Raw genomic sequence first — 17980 nt, 5'->3', positions numbered from 1 at the left:
CTGTCTAGTCATGCCTATTCCTCAAAACTATCGTAAGCAAGAAAGAGTATCCGCTAAGTCACTTGTGTTAAATCAATTACAAGATTGGATTATTGAGGGTGTTTTAAAGCCTGATGAAAAAATTAATGACGGGGAGCTAGCCGAAGCTTTAGGTGTGAGTAGAACACCTGTTAGAGAAGCGTTGCAAGTGTTAGAACTCTCCGGATTGGTAGAAATGGTTCCAGGACAAAAAACAAAAATTGCCCCTATAAAACTAGAAGATGTATCTGTCATCTATGAAACGATTGCTGGTCTTCATACTATTGTTGGAAAACAAGCCATTCATCAAATAATAGAAGCAGATCTAATAAAACTTTCTGAAATAAATGCAGCATTCGAAAATGCCATAAATGAAAAAAACTCAAAACAAGCTTTACATTTAGATATACAATTTCATAACACAATCGTAGCAATCGCTAAAAATACATACATCGAACCGTTCTTAGCAAATATCCAGCTCCATGTATTACGTCTTGAATATCTATTTTTCCAGAACTTCATTCCTGCACGTCAATCAATTGAAGAACACACTTTAATTATTGAGGCATTAAAAAAACAAGATACGGCACAAATAGAAAAAATCATGTCTCAAAACTGGTTACGACCAATGAAAGAAATCAAAAAAATAATCTCTGTGAAATAATGAAAAGAGCCGTTTACGTGTTTTCTTAACGTAAACGGCTCTTCCTTTATAATTTTATATGACTATGCGCGAATCTCGGCATATTTCTCAATGTCCCTATACTCTTTTTCTAGTTCTTCTAAGGAAAGCTCGTATAATTGTCGATCGAGAACTTTAAACACCCCTGCCCCAATTAACTGATCGATTAACTGCCTCTTACGCTTTTCAACAGCAAAACGGAGTTGACTACTCATCTTTTAAAAACTCCTTTCTACAAACATTGAAAATGATAATCTTTATCAATTACCACTTTGATTATAAAAGATGATACTTTATAAGTAAAGTAAGTTTATGCAATATTTACCTTACAAACTGTTTGTGGCCACATTATATATATGTATGTTTCCCTAGGAAGTATATGACACCTTTTATCATCTTTTTTCTTTCATACTTCGCAAAGTGGCTTTTTATGCTTTTCTTCAATTTTAAAGGCGAGCTTAAAGCAAGAGAGACTGCGTCACTTAGCATATGCCCAGCATCTGATAAAGGTGCTAAACTATTCGTTACAAATCCGCCAATAATTTCTGCAATCTATTTTGTGACAAATATTACTCATTCATCCAAGTCGATTCACTTATACCCATTTCTTTATCTCTGCTATTTTTCCCTTTTTTCTCAGCCGAAAATAAAAATGCGCCCCCTTCTTCTCATATTCTTTCATACTGTTAAGAAATACAAAGAAGAATATAAAACAAAGCATCACCACGCTTTCTTCCTGACAATTTCGTAATAAAAAAAGACTGTCAATTTATCAAGACAGTCCTTTCCTCTCTTACTTTTTTAAATCAATTACGATAGCATCTAAAACAATATCTTTACTTTTTGCTTCTTTTTTAGGTACTTCAATTTTTTTCTCTTTCCCATCAACATACTCCACTCCACCATGATTTTCAGGCGTATGCACTCGTAAGTTCACATGAGGTGTAACAATAAGCTTCGTTGCATTTTCGTTCAACTTTTGGAATGTAGCACTCCAACTACTTTTATGTGGCTCTGCTACTGTACTTGTTCCACCATTACCTTCACCTACATATCGATTTCCTAAATCATCTTTTATTTCCAATTCAACATCTGCACTATCCCATATACTTCTTAATTCTTTAGATTCTTCCTGATTGTAAAAAATGATAAATGACATTGGAGTCACTTCCATTTTGTCTACATTCACTTTTATGCCTTCTTTTTCCGAATTTCCTTGGAGCTTAATTTCTTTACTATCCATTGCCTTTAAACTAAGCGCAAAGTTCCAGTTTCCTTTTATTGATTTTTCTTCCTCATGCATATCAATTGCTTCCATATCCCATCTAACATTTGCAACGTCCAGTCTTTTACTACTATGACCACTTATTGTAGTCATACCTACATACTTTTTCTCTCCCACTTTCGTAACTTTAGAACTTCCTCCCGCACCATTAAAACCCATCACCTGCGGGAAACCAAATATGTTCGGGTTCTCCCCTAAATCTTTATCACTTTCAATAGAATACGTTATCGCTACAGTTCTACCATCAAAAACAGCATCATTAATTGTGATCTTAACCCCATTACTTTCTCTCGTCATATTTAACTCAGTAGAAAATTCTTTATAATTTTCATACAGTCCCGTTCTTCCATTATCTAAAAAACGAAAAATATCACCTACTATTGGAAGCCCCCCTGCATAAGTAGGAAATCCAATTCCAAGTGTTGCAACTGACAACCCTACTAAAATCGATGCAGCAGCGACACCCTTTTTCCATTTCTTCATTTTTTTCTTTTGGTGTATCGATTGTTTTAAATTACGCTTCACTTTTTCTCTTTCAAATTCATAAGCCTTCATTTCCTCTAATTCTTTTTCATCTATATCAATGTCATTTAATAGCTCGTAGATGTCTTTCATATTACACTACCTCCTAAACTAAGATTCGTAGCATTTTTTTGTAATTTCTTTTTCCCACGATAAATTCGATTATCAACCGCAGCCCTCGTTAAACCTAGCTTTTCTCCTATTTCTTCCGTCTTGAATCCTAGGAGGAACTTCATGATAAAAATCTTTTGATCCACAGGCTCTAATTCATTAATTATCTTCACAAGTTCATTTCTATCTTCTATTACAATGAATTCATCTTCTGCGGATCTTCCTTTATTTACATCCAAATCATCTGAAGTAATCTCAACTTCCTTATTCACTTTCCTGTAATAATCAATCGCTTTAAATTTCGCAATTGCTGCAATCCACTTCTGAAAATCTTCCGCCTCTCCATGAAACTTGTTTGCGTTATGCCAAACCGAAAGAAAAATATCATTGATACACTCTTCTATCAATCCATCGTTTTTTAACGGAATGAGAACCTTGTGTGTTATCCCCTTTATTAATGGCAAATATGTATCCACAATAAACTCTAGCGCATCTTCTTTTTGCCGTTGCAACCTTTTTATAAAATTTTTCTCATTTGATTTCATGTAGCGATTCCCCTTATTTTTTTGTAAAAGCTTTTACACCTTATATAACGTACAAAATTATTTTTTCTCTCACATTTCTCATCTTTTTATTTTCTTAATTTTAATATAAATGTATATTAAATTATTTGAATCTCACTCGCATTCTTATCTATTCAAAAAATAAAGTGAGCTTAAGATCCATCCTAAGCTCACTTTGTAAACCATATTAATTTGCACATTCTCTCTTTTCCGTATCAATGGACCATCCGATAATCGTCGCACAATCTCTTCCCTTCCATTCGAGCACGTTTGCCAATACAGGCTCCATCTGAAGAGCATCCCCATTATAGAGTACTTCAAATAAAGACTGATCCTCATCAAACGACTGTTTATCACACTCTAACACACCATCTGTCGCTAAAACAATATGGTTCATCCCCTTCTCTAATCCACGAACGCCAGAAGTGAAACAAGGTGTATTAGCAGCAAACACATTTTTTCTTCCAATATACTCATAAAATTTACGCTTATTTAATCTTCCTTTTCCGTTCTTTAATTGTTCCGCATGGAATAAGTAAGCAAAGCACTCTCCAACTGATAACCAATATAAGAACTCACCTTTTCTTAAACAAATTAAACAAGCTAATTCTTCATTTTCTTGTTCACTTTTCTCAATAAACGATTCATCTGTAAATAACGCTAATAAGTACATATGTGTATGATGAAATGCCAGATGGATGGGATACGAGAATAATTCTTGTAACTTCTCTTTTCTTTCAGAAATTGCATCTATTATATAATGTATATTTTTCGTTTTATGATGAGCGTCAAAAATCATAACAAATTCAAATTGTGGGTCCCACCAAGCTAGTACTGCATCTCCTCTTTCATACGCATCACTCTCTTGATTCCCGCCATATATACCAACTGAAAGAGGACCACATTTTTCAACATGTATTTGGTCTAAATACATCTTTTCATGACTAATCCATTTAAATGTATGCACTTCGATCATCCTCTCTCTTGCTATTTGTATGCCTTTACACTAAGAGTACCGTATATTGCAAGAAAAATAAACTTTTTGAATATTTTCATGTGAAATAAAAGGATTTTACATCTTATAAAACGAATATATCTTAACATACGATATAAAAAAACCAGGAGGACCATTACCATGAAAAATGTCAATCAGAATTGGGAAACCATTTATTATCACTTACGGTATGAATATGAAGATAATCTTTCTCACCAAGCCATTCGAATTCTGCAAATCATTTCCCGAGAAACGGAAACTACTATCGGGAACATCGCATCTGAATTAGGATTATCCCATAATACAGCATCAGAACATGTAAAACGCCTAATTCAAAAAGGATTCGTTATAAAGGAGCGAAATAAACAAGATGAACGAGTCGTTAACCTTGCATTGACTACTGAAGGTAAGGAAGCGTTAGCGAAACATACATTATTAGATGAAGAAAAATTAAAAGTATTAGAATCTCAATTTTCAAAAGAAGAACAACAATTAATCGAAAAAGCTTTTTCATTACTAGCAAAGGAGTCAAAGTATGCATTTCCTCGTTAAGGTCATTGTCTCCGCCCTTATCATCGGCGGTGTAACTGAATTTGCCAAACATTATAGTACACTTGGTGGCTTTATCGCAGCACTTCCTCTCATTAGTTTGCTTAGCTTGTTTTGGATTTCTGTTGAAGGCGGGGGTAAACAAGAGTTAAGTCAATTTGCTTTAGGAGTATTATACGGATTTCCTGCATCAGCACTCCTATTATTTATCGTTTATATCGGATTAAAAAATTCTTTTTCACTAAGTACATCTATACTATTCGGTATCGGCATCTGGTGTATCGTTTTCGCTTGTCAAAAATTATTTCAATCCTAGTGGAGGGTTAAGATGAATCATTTTGTAGAAGTACTTGGAAAGAAGATAGAAGTTTGTACACTGGGACATGGCTCTCAGACCGTTGTGATTCAAACCGGAATGGGTTGTTCTTTTTATGATTGGATGTTCATTGCAGAGAAGCTTGCTCACAGTTATAAAGTTATTCTCTTTCATCGTCCTGGTTACGGGAAAAGTGAAATTGGTGATGAACCGCGTACAACACTACAAGCAGCAAAAGAATTGCGCGAATTATTACATATGCTTACGATTCGACAACCGATTATTTTAGTTGGGCATTCTTATGGAGGATTATGCGCACAGCAGTTTGCTATGTTGCACTCGGAAGAATTAAAAGCTGTTGTCCTTGTTGATTCTACTTCTATGAACTTACATCGATTAGATGATCTTGATTTACCTGTCTCGAATCAAACCGAATCGGATGAAATATGGTTACAAAAATACATAGCTTATTCCAAGATGGATCAAAGTACTCTCTATACAGAATTACAACCTATATTATCAAACCAATATAGCCATTTAGAATCCCATAAACAAAAACAACATATGAATTTCTCTACTTCGCCCTCACTATATAAGGCGACTGCTTCAGAGCTTTTAAATTGGAAAGCCTGTGCACAGAACATAAAACAATTTGAAGGAACATTACAAACTCCATTTATTATCATCGGACGGGACCCAAATTACTCCATTAAACAAATGATTGAAAGTGGAATGCCCTCTGAAGAAGCAATAAAGCTTGAAGAGATGTGGCAAGAACTTATTCACGAACAACTGATGCTCTCTCAAAATAGCAGGTACATCCTCGCTCAACATGCTAGCCACGGGATTGAACATGATAGACCAGATATTATTATTGATGCAATTTATTCCCTACAAGGCGGCGAGAAAAATCACATTAGAAACCATGAATGTTTCAATTGAAACTAGAAAAAAGGAAGCAGTTCTCACTGCTTCCCCACTCATCTATTCATAATCTTCCTCGTTTTCATCATCATCATAATACAGGTTTCCATTATTCACATATATAGGTCCATTGGCAACATCAACACGAAGTACCCATGCCCAAGGTACAGCTAAGCGTTTATGTAACGCACGCCAAAATGTCATTGACTTTCTTTCATACTCCTGGAATTCCTGAAGTATATCTTTATAGGAGGAACCGTCTAACTGAACATTTGCTTCTAGTAAACGAGAATAGGCATAGTGCTGTAGTTCTAGTTCAGCAGCAACTTCTATCTCTTCTGGTGTTGCCATGCCAATAATTGTTCCATCTGGTGGCACAACTTCATATACGTTATGAACTTCAATGAGTCCTTCTCGATGATCTACTAACCCCTTCTCTTTCTCAAACATGTAAACAGCCTCCTTTATCACGCATTTTTATGTTACAAAAGTATACTTCTCTAATAACCGCCCTCTTTCCTTCTTTTTTGATAAAAAATTACAAAATATTCAACAGATGACCGGATTATTGTACTGTCTTACTCACTTCCATCTTTTTCGCAGATATAAGCTTTTCTCCAACAAATGATAATTTATATACATCTGGCATCTCTAATTCTTTCCAAAAATCAAAACCGTATTGAGCATCAAAATAATTCATTATTAGCACCATAATATTCCCATGCGTTCCAATTACGATATTTTTCCCTTTATATTGCGTTAATATATGTTGTATACATTGAATTCCTCTCTTCTGCGCCAGATCATTTGATTCTCCCCCCTCAAAAGAAAAGTTTGGATTCCCCCATACTTTCATCATTGCTTTCTCAAAGTCTATTACTGGCTCTTTACTTAATAGTCTCTCCCGTAAATCTTCTTCAATCTGTATGGATAAATCAAAATGTTGTGCGACTCCTTGAACGGTTTGAATCGCCCGTTTATATGGGCTAGACAATACAACATCTATTTGTTCCTCTTTTAATAGATTTATCACAGTTTGTGCATCTTTCCATCCTTTTTCAGAGAGTGGTCGTTCTCTTTCTTCCGGGGTATATGTAGAATGAGCATGGCGAACAAAATATATTTGTGTCATAAAATTCCTCCTTTTATTTTCTATTTCAATCATTTCGATTCCATCTAGATCAATTCCTTTTGTTTACATAATAAAATTATCTTTAAATATTTTTTGAAAATATCGTTACTATATAAATTAAATTGTTCGGCTGATCACCTTTGTGAATAAATAATGCACAATTAAATAGAGAATATAAACAATCACAAATACTCCTACAGCACTGAATATATCTATAGTAAAAGGAATGTAGTTGATGTGCCTATCTATGTTTTTATATAACAAAAAACATGCTCCAAAATGCCAGCATGTTTTGTGATATACTTCACATTGTTTGATTAAAAAATAACACCATATTACTTACTGTGATGTAACATTAAATCTTCGAATTCTTCTTCAATACGATTTAACTTTGCAATCCCTTCTTTCCATTTATGGATATAACGCGATACTCCAACAACAAATAAAGTGAAAATAGTAGAAAGAATAATACCATATACGATAACTACAGTACTCATAAGTTACACTTCCTTGTAATAGGTTATGTGTTTATTATATTCCTTTTTTTGATGAAATAGTGCGAATTCAAGTTTTTGTAACAAAATTAATTTTTCTAATTATATAAAATACATTACCGTTAATAGGAGAAACCATAAGAAATTAAGGTTTCCCCTATATTTAAAATATTATTCTACACCAACAGAAACCGTTTCTGGCAATGTGCTCCCACCATCAATTACAATGTGTGTACCTGTTATGTAGCTGGACTCATCAGATGCAAGGAAACCAGCTAACTGTCCGACTTCTTCAATTTTTCCTAAACGTCCTAACGGAACGCCTGAAGCGATTCCGTCAATAACAGTATTCGGTTCATTTGGATCAGATTCATTTGCAATTTGCTCTGCCATCGGCGTCATAATATATCCTGGACAAATCGCGTTCACCGTAATACGGTGCTTGGCTACTTCGCGTGCTAGCGCTTTTGTAAATCCCCAAATTGCTGCTTTTGTCGTTGCATACGCTGTTTCTCCCTCATCTGCAACTAACGTCCCTGTCACAGAAGACATATTTACGATTTTTCCGTAATTTTTCTCAATCATGTATGGCAAAACGGCTTTCGAAAAGTTCCATACACCATTAATATTCACTTGAAATTGAAAATCGCGCATCTCATCTGACATATCTAAAAAATTAGCGAGTCGAATGACTCCTGCATTATTCACTAATATATCAATTTTTCCATACTTCTCATATGCATCTTTTGTGATTTCTTTTACAGCAGCAAAATCAGTAACATCTACTTCATAACTTGCTGCTTCTAACCCTTTACTAACAATCTCCTTTGCCGTTTCATGAACCTTTTCAGAAATATCAACAAGTAACACTTTCGCTCCTAACTCTGCAAACACATGAGCAATTCCAGCCCCATTTCCCATTGCAGCGCCAGTAACAAAAGCTACTTTCCCATCTAATTTTCCCATTTCATAACCCCCTTATGATTTGTAGAAAACTTTCTCAACAATCCCATCATACCAAATATTCCCTAACGTTTTTTGAATTACTTAATTTGTCAAAAAAAGTTCAAAAAGAAAAGCCGTCGTAAGAAACGACAGCTCATGCATATCAAATATGATTTTTATTGATTTTTCTTCTCTTCTATTTTTTCTTTTGCATTTTCAGCCTTATCTAATGCTTCTCCGACTTTTTTCTGTTTTTCCTTTGCTTCATCAATACTATCAACTGCTTTGATTACTTTATCAATGCCTTCTTCATCTATTTTTTTTTGCTTTGCAATTCTTTCTTTTTCTTTTTCCTCAATGTCATTTGCCTTTTGAAGCATCTTTTCTGCGTTTGACTTTACGGATTTCTCAAGGGATGCATCCTTTTTCTTTTGTAATACTTGATTTGCATCATCTTTTGCTTCTAAATATTTACCATCTTTTAACGCCGATGCACCGTGATCCATTAGCTTGGCAACATCCTTATAGGATTTTGTTTCTTCCGTAAATTTTTCTTCTTCAGCCTTTTCAAACCACATAACTGCATCACTATATTTTTCATCTTGCAATGATTTCATCCCTGTTTCAATATACGTATCGTAGTTACTACAGCCAGCCATTAGAAAAAATAAACAAAACATAACAAAACTTATTTTTCTCATACTGTTTTTCTCCTCTTTCTTTGTTACACACTTTATTAAATGTATCATAGCTAAAACATACTTTCAAAAAGAAACATCATCCAGTACATATAACTAGATGATGTTTTCTTACATATAAATATAATTCATTCATAAATTAAGCCGACACGTCTACTTGTTTTTTCATTCTAGATTGCTTCATTCCAACAAGAACTACTAAAAGTAGGCCAGTTCCTAATATTAACATTACGACACTCGTTGGGAGTATATCCAATAAAAACCCAAACAAAATCATCCCAAGCGGGGCAATTGCAGTAGCAATTGTTTCAAGTAGCCCAAAAACCCGCCCTAAATATCCTGGATCTGTTGTTTTTTGAATATGCACTTGCATTGGGATATTTACTGCTATCATTGATATACCACTCAGAAGCATAAAAACAATATAATAAATAAAACTTACTATCTTTGGAAGCGCAACGATTAATGGAAAAACGGTAAATAAACTTAAACTTGCAAACAAAAACAAGCTAATATAAATAGATCGAAATGGGTTATTTACTTCCTTACGAACAGACAAAACAATTGCACCAATTAACATTCCAACCGCCAGCATACCTTCTACAGTGCCAAGTTGCTTAGAAGTTAAATGTAAGCTCTGCACAATAATATAGGGAAGCGCAACAAAAAGTGCGCTAGAAAAAAAGTTTACCCAAAGAGCAATCTTCATAAGTCCATATATTTCATGCTGCTGTTTCACATATAAAAACCCCTCTTTTATACTCGCAAAAAAATCTCCTTTCTCCTCTTCCACTTCTTTTTTATACAAATCAAATACGATAAATAATTGTACAATAACAGCTAAGAAAAATGTAATTCCATTTAAAAGAAAAAAGGATGTAATGGGAAATAAACCAAATATTACTCCCCCGATTATCGGTGCTAAAATTCTTGATAATGAATCAGCTGTCTGATTTAAAGCACTTGCTTTTTGAATCCGCTCCACATCTACTAAATTTGGAATGGAAGAGGTGAATGAAACAGAGTAGAAACTTGCACAGATTGATAATAGTGCCGCCGAAATATAAATAAATAGAAGTGATGATCCAAATATAGTAGAAAGAATAAACATTGTGATCATTGTTAAACTACTTAATACATCCATACCAATAATAAGCCATCGTCGATTCACACGGTCTGCCACAGCTCCTGCAATTGGTCCACATACCATTCTTGGAATAGAACCACAAATAAGTGTAATTGCAAATCCAACTCCTGACCCCGTCGTTTTTAATACATATAACCCCATTGCAAACGTATAAATCCCTGCACCTAATAAAGAAGTCATTTTTCCAATCATCATTAAAATAATATTTCTCGTTGCGATTTTCATTCTTAAATCATTTTGACTTATACTCGCATCCGTCATTATGCCACTCTCCCCTTAAAAGTTAAATTGTGTTAAACTTATTATATAATCATTTTTCAATTTTTTACAACAAAAAGTTTAATTATATTTAACTTTTTATAATAAAGGAGCAACTATATGGCTACTCTTGGTGAGAAAATTAAAGCATTACGAAAAGAAAAGCGTCTTACGCAAACAGAATTAGCTGGCTCAGAGCTAACGAAAAGCATGCTGAGTCAAATTGAAAATGGGAAAGCAACTCCTTCCATGAAGACATTACAATATCTTGCTAGTAAGCTTGAATGTGAAGCAAGTTTTTTACTTGAGGAAGACAATGAAGAAGTAACAAAGCTGATTCCAAAAATGGAACAAGCTATAAAAAACAATCAATTTGAGGAAGTGTATCACACACTGCTACCTATTGTTCAAAAAGAGCTGCCACCTACTTTAAGTACAGCTCGTTTATATAAACAATTTATAAGCGTTGCATTTCATATGAAAGATTACAATATTCATTCCTATATTGAAAAAGCCGTAGAAACTTTTCAAAAATATACTTTATATCGTGAGAGTACTCAAACTAGTTTAAAATTTTGTTATTTATTATTTGTTCAAAAAAAATATGAAGAATGTCTACAGCTTCTTACCTCTATACGCAAAGAATATGAAGAAAAACAATTGGAAATGGACCTAATTATACAAATAGAACTTTTCTTATGTGAAGCCGTTGTTTTACTCGCATATGGTAATTATGAGGGATGCGAAAAAATCATCTTACAAGCCCTTGATTTCTCAAAAGAAAATCAAGTGTATTATAAGACAGACGAATTTTATCGAATTCTCTCTTATCAAAATGTACTAGTAGCTGATAAAAAGAAATATTTACACTATATAAAAAAATCCGAGCAATTTGCTATTTTTACAGAAAACACTTTATCCCTTGCGATTGTAGACATATTAAAAGCTTATTACTACAACACAATTACAAATGAATATACATTAGCCCTACAACATCTGGAAATGTTCAGAAAAAAACTCCAAGATGAACATCTGTTCCGAGAAGATGGTGCATATTACGTTGAAAAAGGAAAATCTTTATATGGTCTCAAACGATACGAAGAGGCGTTAAAAGCATTAGAGCGGGCAACAATTCCAGACTACATGTTCCATCCACTCGATCAAGCATGGATCATCACCGGCAGAGCTTACCGTGCCCTTTGTTATATGGAGCTCCAAAATAAGCAAAAAGCGCTTCAAGAAGCAACCGGAGCCTTTCATGCGATACAAGAATTTCCTGATTCGACATTTACCGTGTTTATTAAAGAAACGTTACAAATGATACAAAATTCTTAAATTAGCCTAAAATTGGTATATTACCCCTCTCTTTAAGCAACAATAATAAAGATGGGAGGAATGTAAGAATGAATGTACAACGTGCAAAAGAGCTGTCCGAGTCATCAGAACAAGCGCATGTTAGTTTTCAAGGCCTACCTGTTATGATTCAACATGTTGATGAAAGCAATGAAACCGCTCGAATATATGATGCAACCAACCCAGAACGTGAGTTAACTGTTCCAATTAATAGTCTAGAGGAACTATAAGAAATTCCACTTCAGCTTATTTGAAGTGGTTTTTTTCTTTTGTACCGTATGAAATAAATATTTTTACTATCACTACACAAAAAAAGTGCCTTTCTATTTTTTAATATCTATACGGTACGTGATATTTTACAAAACATCTTCATACGCAAAAGACACACTATTCAATCTTTATGATATGATACAATCCATAAGTATAATTGGGGGGATACGATGAAGGATACAAAGCAAAGTAATAAATCTTATTATGCAGTCATATTCACTTCCCAGCTTTCACAAGACACGACTGATTATAGCGATGTAGCTGAAGAAATGGAGACACTCGCTAAAGAGCAACCTGGATTCATAGACGTTGAAAGCGTACGGGATCACTCTGGCTTTGGTATTACCATTTCATACTGGGAATCACTTGAAGCAATTAAACAATGGAGAGAAAACGCAGCACATACTATAGCAAGACAAAGAGGCCGTGAACAATGGTACGAACAGTTCCATATGCGGATTTGTCTTGTTGAAAAAGAATATGACTTCCATAGGAAAGGTTTGTAACTTATGAATCAAAAAATAGCTCTTATTGTTGTACATGAAATATACGGCGTAAATGAACATATGCAGGATATAATATCAAATTTTTCTTCAACACTGATTGATGTATTCTGTCCGAATCTTTTAGAACTAGATTCTCCTTTTCATTATGATGATGAACAAAAAGCTTACTCCCATTTTATGCAAAACATTGGATTCCAACATGGAAAAGAGAAAATTGAAGAAATGATTGAAACACTTTCAAAATCCTATTCATATATAGGACTCATAGGCTTCAGTATTGGGGCAACCATCTCTTGGCTATGCAGTAACAACCCAAAACTTCAGTTTATTATCGGTTGCTATGGCTCTCGCATACGAGACTATTCTTATATAATCCCTACCTGTCCTACTCTTTTAATTTTTCCAGAAACAGAATTAAACTGTTCCATTTCTTCTCTTATTACAACATTACAAGAACAAAACAATCCATCTCTACATATAAAGCAGCTTCCAGGAGAACATGGATTTCTAGATCCTTACACTGTAAAATATAACAAAGAATCTACAAAACAAGCATATAAAATAATAGATTCATTTCTTAAAAATTCTATAATGAACCAAATGCATTAAAGGAGGTTTAATATGACATTTACATTACTTTTACTCGCTGTCGTTTTTTTAATCATTCTCATCACATTAACTTTCATTTTCATCACCCTTAAAAATCGAACATATGTAAACCGTCCTTATCGACATTCCCTTGTTGTTATCGCTTTATTTCTTGGACATTGGGTTTTAGTTTTGACTAGTTTTTATACCTTACTCCCTGACAATGTTAGCAATTTTATTTTTCTACCAATCTGGTATTTTCTTTGTATTTTAGGGTTTATGGTCTTCATAAAAGAATGGAAAAATAACCGAATCATTGCTGTATCCGTCGGTGCTTTCTCTTTTATTAGTTTGCTTTTTGGCATGCTATTACAAGGAATTTCAAAAATGTAAATTTGTGTTGCAGGAGCTGAACTTTGGATATCAGCTCCTTTTCTATAGCACTGTCCCTATTATCTCAATAAAAAATGATTACGTTCCATCCAAAGAGGAATGAATAAATATAGTGCATACGCAATAACCATCCAAATTGTAAAAGATAGAATTTGCTGTGATGAAAGTGCTGGAAAAATACTAGCAGAATAATAGAGAATGAAAGTATCTAACAACAATCCTATCGCAGTCCCAAAGATCCCTAGTTTTATAAGAGCGTTTCGTGATGAATCTATTTTTCGATACAGCCACATTGCAGCATATAAGCATATCGCTGTACTAATTTCTAGAAGAAGCAGACTATTTATAAATGAAGGTGCGGATATTTCTACTAAAACAGCTGCTCCAAATACGTAAAAAAATGTTGATGCTGCAAACCAAATACCTACAGAAAACAAAATAGTAACCCACCATTTATTCTTCACTATTTTCTTTCCCTTCCTGTAAGGCCATCGCCTTTTCTATACATATTTCCAACCCACCATACATTTTTTCTATATTAAAAGCGGGATTCAATAATGCTTGCAATGCTAAACCATCAATTAATGCATTACACATAACACTCCAAGTTTCATTTGAAATCCCTTCAATCAGTGATGATTCTCCCCATACTTGCGCTAGTCCCTTGTGTAATTCTTGATTTTCATAATTTAGTAATTCACCAAGTCTCTCTTTTATCATTTCGTTTTGCAATCCACTGGCTACTAATTGAAAAAACAAATGATGGTACATAGAATCTTGTGTGCATCTACTCTTAGCGGAATGTAACGCTTTTTCTATCGAAAAATCTGTTTCAACCTGTGACCATGATGATTTGCAAAATGACTCCGTTACTTCAAGTAACAGTTGTTCTTTTGTTTTAAAATGATAATATACAGTCCCTTGTGTAACATGAGTTCTTTCTGCAACTGCTTTTAACGTTAGCTTTTCCATACCTTGTTCAGCAATCATCTCTTTTGCTGATCGTAGCAATTGTTGCTTATTTACAACATTCGGCTTTGCCATTTTGTCCCTCCTATTTGTAAGTTAGTTAAATAACTAACTTACTTATACAGAAAAATCAAACAAATAAAAAGAGAAAGAAAAGCCTAAAATCAACTTCTCTTTCCTCTCGTTTTTTTATGGGATTGCATAGTCATAGAATCACAAGGTGTGTAATATATTTGCGGAGTTGCTTTATTAACGAGCATCGTAAAAGTAAGTAGGCCAATAATAAAGAAGATAAATAACGTTAACAGAATAACACCTATTGTTAAAATGAGCATAACACCACCCCTTTTAAAATCAAGATATTACACTTTTCGATATAATATGAGCGAAATCCTTGTTATAGGAACAAACGTAACAAAATAATCACAATCACGCCTGTTAATACCGTCCCTAATAAACTGCGTGTATAGATCGCAACAAAGAATGTCGGGATTGCCGCAATTAAATAATCCCATTGCATCGTTTTATTCATAAATAATACTTCGGCAAGAAGCGCTGCGAGTATTGCGATTGGTATATAACTTAACCATTTTAAACCCCATTCTGGAATTTGTATTTTACTAAATACAATGAGTGGTAATAGACGTGGAATTAGCGTCACTACACCTGCTCCAATTAAAAGTAATAACACATCTAACCTTACTTCCATTTTTCAATCACCACCCCTATCGTTGCTGCTGTCAATGTTGCAATAATTACAGCTACACTTGCTGGAACAAAGAAATGTATGCTATATGCGATTACAATTGCTACAATTGCTACAGTGAGATGAATTCCTACTTTTGGATGACTACTCATTAACTGTAGAACAAATAGTCCAATAAACATAGCAGGTAATGCATAATCCATACCATATGTATGAGGGTTTGGTATCCATTCACCAAAAATACCGCCAATAATATTCGCAATAATCCAGTTTACATACGCTGTCACATTTAATCCTAGCATCCATCTCTCACTTAAATATTGCTGTTTTGATGCTTGCTGAACTGCAAGTCCAAACGTTTCATCTGTAATTTGTGAACCAATAATCATATTTTTCAAGAAAGGGACTTTCATTAAATATGGTGCCAGTGCAGCACTCATTAACAAATGACGTAAATTAACAAAGAATACGGTGAATATAATTGCAGATGCTGGTGCTCCAGCTGCAAACATACCAGCAAGTATAAATTGTGAAGACCCGGCATAAATCAAAGTAGACATGAGCGCAATTTCTGCTAACGAAAACCCTGCTGTTTTTTCAATTACACCAGCTGCTATACCAATACTTAAATAACCCAGTACAGTTGGCAAACAGTCTTTCACACCTTGCTGAAATGTTTCATTCCTATCCATTGACACCTGCACTTCAGCTCTCGCCATCACTCTTCCCCCTTCGTTTCGTGCATCACGCGTTTACCCGTTACAACGTGAACGAAATTTGTATTACAACACCATAGTGCATCTAGCTTATCCGGGCCAAATTCCCGAGTAATTTCTTCGATCCTAATATCATGACGCACATATTCTGTTGGGACAAGCACTAATGCTAGATCATACGTTGTTACAGTCCAAGATGTACTATGGCAATCAGCTCTTCTTTCCCGTCTCTTACTAACTTCTCATATACTTATTTCAGTTTCTTATATTCTTTCAAAGCATTTTGTAGAGTTACGGTTAATGGTTCTGGAAGACGCCTTAATGAAAACCATCCAATTTTACTAATAGCATGTTTTTCCAAGTTTTCTGCGATCCCATTCGTTACTTTTGCAATATACGTCGGACATACCCAATGCGCTTCTTCATCAGGTAAAATGTGATTCGTCACACATAATAGCGATGTAAGTTCGATCTCTAGTCCTACCTCTTCCTCAATTTCCCTAATCACTGTATCTTCCGCTGTTTCCATCCATTCTACTTTCCCACCAGGAAGACTCCAGTGTCCTTGCTCCGGTGCTTTCTTTCGCTGCACAAGCAGCAATTCATCCTGCTCGTTTAAAATAAATGCCCCAACACCGACACGTGGATATAATTGTTGATTCATATTAACTTTTCTCCTTTCATTTATCTTTTGATTTTAGCCTAAAAAATAATAGAGCTACTTTCTATCAGCTTCATAAAAACCAATAGAAAGCAGCTCTCATTGTTTCATAGGTTCTATTTGTTCTTTTACATCCATTTTGCCATACTGATGTTTATTTTTCTCTAAATATTGCTTACATACATTCACAAAAGATGGTAAAGTTCGAATTTGATCAATATCTGAACTCTCAATAAACTGATTCATTTGATTTGTCATTTCGCCCATACTAGCAATCAGCCCTTCTTTTTCCTTCCTCAATCTTTCGTTTTCAGCACGTAAGTTTTGAAGCTCTTTCTGTATATCGTGTGTATTATCTTCTTTTATATGCCCAGCTGCCATACTTGAAAGTGTATAAATACCTTCCATAAATTGATATAGTTCTTGCTTTTTCCCCTCTGTACCAATTGTTTCAAAATTGTTCACAATCCCTGATAATATAGTAACTAGATTGACTTCTGTCTTTTCACCTTGCACCACTACACTTTCTACTTCCGCCTCATTCACAACCTGTTCTGACTCATGCTTTTTCTTACGCCCTGGCTTTCCCTTTTTGATGTTTTCAAATAATAGCTCTTTGTTCTTTAACTTATAATACGTATTTTGCAGTTGACTTTCAGTTTTCGGAAATAATTGCAACTGTTCCTTACTAATCGCCTTTGAAGTACCTGCAATATTTAAATGGTGCTGCTGACAAAATTGATACGTAGCATATAAAAGTTCTAATTCAGATTTCAACCACATGATTTGAGAATGTTCATATGCAAATAAACCACCCATTTTTTCAACATCTCTTTGAAAAGTTATCATTTTATTATATAAATCCATTAATTCTTCATACGTTACATGGAGTTCTCTCTCTATTTTTCTGCATTCCTCTTCTACCATTTGAATATTTTTTGTTCCATTTGTAATATTTTTCAAAAGATCTAGTACATGAATTGCTGTCTGTTGGTACATTTACATTCCACTCCCACTCAACATTTTTGCAATTTCAACTTCTTTTTTCTCTTTTATAAAAATAAAAAAATATTATAAAAATATTTTATAATATTTCCGAATTATTAGTCAATATTCTTTAGAATTATGAAAATAACCTACATAAAATTCTTACACTATAGGGTACTTTTTCTTTTTTGAT

26 protein-coding genes and 2 pseudogenes are annotated in these 17980 nt (G+C 34.1%); 9 read left to right on the top strand and 19 right to left on the bottom strand.

All coding sequences use genetic code 11. The features are described from left to right. Positions 1-10 precede the first annotated feature (10 nt). Complete coding sequence (locus tag CN373_RS01415) at positions 11-682, top strand: GntR family transcriptional regulator (protein ID WP_098358658.1); 672 nt, start codon at positions 11-13, stop codon at positions 680-682. Positions 683-744: 62 nt separating this feature from the next. Here CN373_RS01415 and fbpA read toward each other — a convergent pair whose 3' ends face one another. The 5 genes and pseudogenes from fbpA to CN373_RS01390 all read right to left on the bottom strand — a co-directional run bounded on the left by fbpA (position 745) and on the right by CN373_RS01390 (position 4157). After that, entirely contained in the window at positions 745-915 is a 171-nt protein-coding gene (gene fbpA / locus CN373_RS01410; protein WP_000098299.1) for a Fur-regulated basic protein FbpA, read from the bottom strand. A 250-nt stretch (positions 916-1165) separates the two neighbouring features. Further along, positions 1166-1252 (bottom strand): annotated as a pseudogene (locus CN373_RS01405) (hypothetical protein); the annotation flags it as partial. 241 nt (positions 1253-1493) lie between these two features. Beyond that, positions 1494-2600 carry a DUF4179 domain-containing protein gene (locus CN373_RS01400; protein WP_098358657.1) on the bottom strand — a complete coding sequence of 369 codons (1107 nt, stop codon included), beginning with the start codon at positions 2598-2600 and terminating at the stop codon, positions 1494-1496. Further along, positions 2597-3163 carry a sigma-70 family RNA polymerase sigma factor gene (locus CN373_RS01395; protein ID WP_098358656.1) on the bottom strand — a complete coding sequence of 189 codons (567 nt, stop codon included), beginning with the start codon at positions 3161-3163 and terminating at the stop codon, positions 2597-2599. The genes CN373_RS01400 and CN373_RS01395 overlap by 4 nt, the downstream gene beginning before the upstream one ends. 205 nt (positions 3164-3368) lie before the next feature. Beyond that, entirely contained in the window at positions 3369-4157 is a 789-nt protein-coding gene (locus CN373_RS01390) for a protein phosphatase 2C domain-containing protein (RefSeq protein ID WP_000573585.1), read from the bottom strand. Positions 4158-4316: 159 nt separating this feature from the next. Here CN373_RS01390 and CN373_RS01385 point away from each other — a divergent pair, with 159 nt between their 5' ends. From CN373_RS01385 to CN373_RS01375, 3 genes are read left to right on the top strand one after another with little or no spacing between them, the layout of a single operon-like run. Next, positions 4317-4727: a MarR family winged helix-turn-helix transcriptional regulator gene (locus CN373_RS01385; protein ID WP_000800270.1), complete on the top strand. Its 411-nt coding sequence runs from the start codon at positions 4317-4319 to the stop codon at positions 4725-4727. Beyond that, on the top strand, positions 4711-5040 hold the full coding sequence (locus CN373_RS01380; protein ID WP_098358655.1) for a DUF3147 family protein: 330 nt from the start codon (positions 4711-4713) through the stop codon (positions 5038-5040). The genes CN373_RS01385 and CN373_RS01380 overlap by 17 nt, the downstream gene beginning before the upstream one ends. A gap of 12 nt (positions 5041-5052) precedes the next feature. Further along, positions 5053-5982 (top strand): alpha/beta fold hydrolase, encoded by a 930-nt coding sequence (locus tag CN373_RS01375; protein WP_098358654.1) that lies wholly within the window; start codon positions 5053-5055, stop codon positions 5980-5982. A gap of 42 nt (positions 5983-6024) precedes the next feature. Here CN373_RS01375 and CN373_RS01370 read toward each other — a convergent pair whose 3' ends face one another. The 6 genes from CN373_RS01370 to CN373_RS01345 all read right to left on the bottom strand — a co-directional run bounded on the left by CN373_RS01370 (position 6025) and on the right by CN373_RS01345 (position 10641). After that, on the bottom strand, positions 6025-6414 hold the full coding sequence (locus tag CN373_RS01370; RefSeq protein ID WP_098358653.1) for a hypothetical protein: 390 nt from the start codon (positions 6412-6414) through the stop codon (positions 6025-6027). A 115-nt stretch (positions 6415-6529) separates the two neighbouring features. Then, complete coding sequence (locus CN373_RS01365; protein ID WP_098358652.1) at positions 6530-7096, bottom strand: histidine phosphatase family protein; 567 nt, start codon at positions 7094-7096, stop codon at positions 6530-6532. Between the two features lie 335 nt (positions 7097-7431). Continuing rightward, positions 7432-7593 carry a peptidase gene (locus tag CN373_RS01360; protein WP_098358651.1) on the bottom strand — a complete coding sequence of 54 codons (162 nt, stop codon included), beginning with the start codon at positions 7591-7593 and terminating at the stop codon, positions 7432-7434. Positions 7594-7761: 168 nt separating this feature from the next. Beyond that, positions 7762-8556 (bottom strand): SDR family oxidoreductase UcpA, encoded by a 795-nt coding sequence (ucpA, locus tag CN373_RS01355; protein ID WP_098358650.1) that lies wholly within the window; start codon positions 8554-8556, stop codon positions 7762-7764. A 155-nt stretch (positions 8557-8711) separates the two neighbouring features. Continuing rightward, positions 8712-9236: a DUF4398 domain-containing protein gene (locus tag CN373_RS01350; protein ID WP_098358649.1), complete on the bottom strand. Its 525-nt coding sequence runs from the start codon at positions 9234-9236 to the stop codon at positions 8712-8714. A gap of 136 nt (positions 9237-9372) precedes the next feature. Then, complete coding sequence (locus tag CN373_RS01345; protein WP_000128737.1) at positions 9373-10641, bottom strand: MFS transporter; 1269 nt, start codon at positions 10639-10641, stop codon at positions 9373-9375. A gap of 117 nt (positions 10642-10758) precedes the next feature. Between CN373_RS01345 and CN373_RS01340 the strand changes: the two genes are divergently transcribed. The 5 genes from CN373_RS01340 to CN373_RS01320 all read left to right on the top strand — a co-directional run bounded on the left by CN373_RS01340 (position 10759) and on the right by CN373_RS01320 (position 13748). Beyond that, positions 10759-11973, top strand: a complete 1215-nt coding sequence (locus CN373_RS01340; RefSeq protein WP_098358648.1) for a helix-turn-helix domain-containing protein — start codon at positions 10759-10761, stop codon at positions 11971-11973. A 68-nt stretch (positions 11974-12041) separates the two neighbouring features. Next, the gene (locus tag CN373_RS01335; RefSeq protein WP_001102752.1) at positions 12042-12221 is read left to right on the top strand and encodes an H-type small acid-soluble spore protein; all 180 of its coding nucleotides are present in this window, start codon (positions 12042-12044) and stop codon (positions 12219-12221) included. A 210-nt stretch (positions 12222-12431) separates the two neighbouring features. Next, the gene (locus CN373_RS01330; protein ID WP_098358647.1) at positions 12432-12767 is read left to right on the top strand and encodes an antibiotic biosynthesis monooxygenase family protein; all 336 of its coding nucleotides are present in this window, start codon (positions 12432-12434) and stop codon (positions 12765-12767) included. A gap of 3 nt (positions 12768-12770) precedes the next feature. Further along, the gene (locus tag CN373_RS01325) at positions 12771-13376 is read left to right on the top strand and encodes a dienelactone hydrolase family protein (protein WP_001072134.1); all 606 of its coding nucleotides are present in this window, start codon (positions 12771-12773) and stop codon (positions 13374-13376) included. A 12-nt stretch (positions 13377-13388) separates the two neighbouring features. Continuing rightward, positions 13389-13748, top strand: a complete 360-nt coding sequence (locus CN373_RS01320) for a hypothetical protein (protein WP_000144694.1) — start codon at positions 13389-13391, stop codon at positions 13746-13748. Positions 13749-13807: 59 nt separating this feature from the next. Here CN373_RS01320 and CN373_RS01315 read toward each other — a convergent pair whose 3' ends face one another. The 8 genes and pseudogenes from CN373_RS01315 to CN373_RS01280 all read right to left on the bottom strand — a co-directional run bounded on the left by CN373_RS01315 (position 13808) and on the right by CN373_RS01280 (position 17799). Beyond that, positions 13808-14212, bottom strand: a complete 405-nt coding sequence (locus CN373_RS01315; protein ID WP_000792520.1) for a DUF5367 family protein — start codon at positions 14210-14212, stop codon at positions 13808-13810. Next, complete coding sequence (locus CN373_RS01310; RefSeq protein ID WP_098358646.1) at positions 14202-14792, bottom strand: TetR/AcrR family transcriptional regulator; 591 nt, start codon at positions 14790-14792, stop codon at positions 14202-14204. Before CN373_RS01310 ends, CN373_RS01315 begins: the two co-directional genes overlap by 11 nt. 89 nt (positions 14793-14881) lie before the next feature. Then, positions 14882-15052 carry a DUF3951 domain-containing protein gene (locus CN373_RS01305; RefSeq protein ID WP_000906475.1) on the bottom strand — a complete coding sequence of 57 codons (171 nt, stop codon included), beginning with the start codon at positions 15050-15052 and terminating at the stop codon, positions 14882-14884. Positions 15053-15114: 62 nt separating this feature from the next. Beyond that, positions 15115-15426 (bottom strand): AzlD domain-containing protein, encoded by a 312-nt coding sequence (locus CN373_RS01300; RefSeq protein ID WP_000453814.1) that lies wholly within the window; start codon positions 15424-15426, stop codon positions 15115-15117. Further along, the gene (locus tag CN373_RS01295; protein WP_000090045.1) at positions 15417-16142 is read right to left on the bottom strand and encodes an AzlC family ABC transporter permease; all 726 of its coding nucleotides are present in this window, start codon (positions 16140-16142) and stop codon (positions 15417-15419) included. The genes CN373_RS01300 and CN373_RS01295 overlap by 10 nt, the downstream gene beginning before the upstream one ends. Continuing rightward, a pseudogene (locus tag CN373_RS01290) lies at positions 16142-16342 on the bottom strand (TrmB family transcriptional regulator); the annotation flags it as partial. The gene CN373_RS01295 and the pseudogene CN373_RS01290, both read right to left, overlap by 1 nt. Positions 16343-16389: 47 nt before the next feature. Continuing rightward, entirely contained in the window at positions 16390-16803 is a 414-nt protein-coding gene (locus tag CN373_RS01285; RefSeq protein ID WP_001075960.1) for an NUDIX hydrolase, read from the bottom strand. 96 nt (positions 16804-16899) lie between these two features. Further along, on the bottom strand, positions 16900-17799 hold the full coding sequence (locus CN373_RS01280; protein WP_000284770.1) for a DNA-binding domain-containing protein: 900 nt from the start codon (positions 17797-17799) through the stop codon (positions 16900-16902). Positions 17800-17980 lie beyond the last annotated feature (181 nt).

This window comes from Bacillus cereus, assembly GCF_002561295.1.
In the GTDB taxonomy this organism is placed as follows: domain Bacteria; phylum Bacillota; class Bacilli; order Bacillales; family Bacillaceae_G; genus Bacillus_A; species Bacillus_A cereus_S.
Note: the sequence above shows the minus strand (reverse complement) of the source record. Positions and strands in the feature narration are given on the sequence as shown.